This is a genomic window from Vibrio sp. Vb0937 (assembly GCF_033338855.1).
Genome location: NZ_JAWOTK010000103.1, coordinates 1 through 1,832, shown reverse-complemented (window position 1 = coordinate 1,832; position 1,832 = coordinate 1). Strand labels below are relative to the sequence as shown.

Annotated in this window: 2 protein-coding genes; both read left to right on the top strand. The window is 47.7% G+C overall.

The window, feature by feature from the left end:
- Nucleotides 1-240 precede the first annotated feature (240 nt).
- Entirely contained in the window at nucleotides 241-1,197 is a 957-nt protein-coding gene (locus R7P67_RS23495) for an AAA family ATPase (RefSeq protein ID WP_005485145.1), read from the top strand.
- Between the two features lie 14 nt (nucleotides 1,198-1,211).
- The coding region (locus tag R7P67_RS23490) for a DUF58 domain-containing protein (RefSeq protein ID WP_318086150.1) at nucleotides 1,212-1,832 on the top strand (621 nt) is incomplete at its 3' end.

Here is a 1,832-nt window from a genome sequence, read left to right as displayed (position 1 = left end):
ACACAGCATGGAACCTATATCGACCTGAGCGAACAAAACTAGAGGTATTTCTCACTATCTTATGCAAAATAAATGTAACACCCTGTCATTCAAGCACTTTCAGCGTTTTTCTTCGCTTGCAATCCTTTTCTTTGCCCCAATATTGAAAAGATAAATTTCGAGAGCGAACAGGAACTTTTTCCTGATTGGCAATGACCAATACTCAAAACGAAAATCAAATGGATATCGAGAGTCCAAAGCATGCATAAATCTAACTTCGAAACTCTTCAGCACTATTTAGAGTCTCAGATCATTGGCCAGCATGATCTGGTTAAACAACTGTTGATCGCCCTTCTTGCTGACGGGCATATTTTGGTTGAGGGTCCTCCGGGACTTGCTAAAACTCGCGCCGTAAAATCACTGTCTGATTGCGTAGAAGGCGACTTCCATCGCATTCAGTTCACCCCAGATTTGCTGCCTGCCGATTTAACCGGTACGGATATTTTCCGCCCAGAAACGGGCGAGTTCACATTCCAATCTGGGCCGATTTTCAATTCACTCATTCTTGCGGATGAAATCAACCGTGCGCCAGCCAAAGTACAAGCCGCAATGCTTGAAGCGATGGCAGAAAAGCAAGTCACCGCAGGTCGCCACACCTACGCGCTGCCTGAGCTATTCTTGGTCATGGCGACGCAAAACCCGATAGAACAAGAAGGTACTTACCCTCTTCCAGAAGCTCAGCTCGATCGCTTTTTGCTTCACTTAGAAGTGGATTACCCAGATGCAGAACATGAATTAGCGATCTTGCGGATCAATCGTGGTGAGGCAAAAGGTGAATGCTCTATTGAGCGCCCAAGCTTGAGTCAGCAAGACATCTTCACCGCGCGCCAAGAAGTGCTCGACATCCACATGGCAGAAGCCATTGAGCAATACATTGTGCGTTTGGTGATGGCAACACGCCAAGCAAGCGAATACGACAGTGAGTTGGATAAATGGCTAGCAATGGGTGTCAGTCCGCGTGCAACCATCGCCCTTGACCGATGCGCTCGTGCTCATGCTTGGTTAGCAGGTCGTGATTTTGTCTCTCCTGAAGATGTCCAAGCAATGGCGTACCCAGTGTTACGTCACCGATTATTGCTCAGCTACCACGCTCAAGCAGAAGGCGTAACGGCAAATCAAGTCATCGATAAGTTGCTAAGCTTGGTTGGCAGCGCATAAAGCGGGTGAGTGACATGTCTGCAAACCATCCATTACCGCCTCATGCGAATGGGGTGACATTAACACTGGAAGAACTGCTTCAATATCGCACGCAGTCGGTACGTTGGTTGCCACCGGCACAAAGCATTTGGTCGCAGATGAGCGGCAACCATACGAGCCGACAAAAAGGTCGTGGTATGGACTTTATGGAAGTGCGCCAGTATCAAGCCGGAGATGACATTCGCAGCATCGACTGGCGAGTCACAGCGCGCACCGGAAAAGCACACACGAAATTGTTTGCGGAAGACAAAGAACAAGCGGTGATTTTGTATCTCGACCTCAGCTCAAGCCTTCACTTTGGCTCAAAGTACGTATTGAAGTCCGTACAACTTGCTCATTTCGCCAGTGTTCTTATTTGGCTCACATTAGCCAAAAAGGATCGTATTGGCGCAGTGATTGATGATGGACACCAATGCTTAGAATTTCGCCCTTCCTCTTTGCAAAAACAGGGGCTTCGGATTCTCAATGCTATCGTTGATACCAATAACGCGCAGTTGACTCAAGATCCAAATCATGAGACTCGCACAATACCATATTCGCAAGTGTTAGAAACACTCCACACACTCACGCCAAAAGGCAGTGAACTGATTCTACTC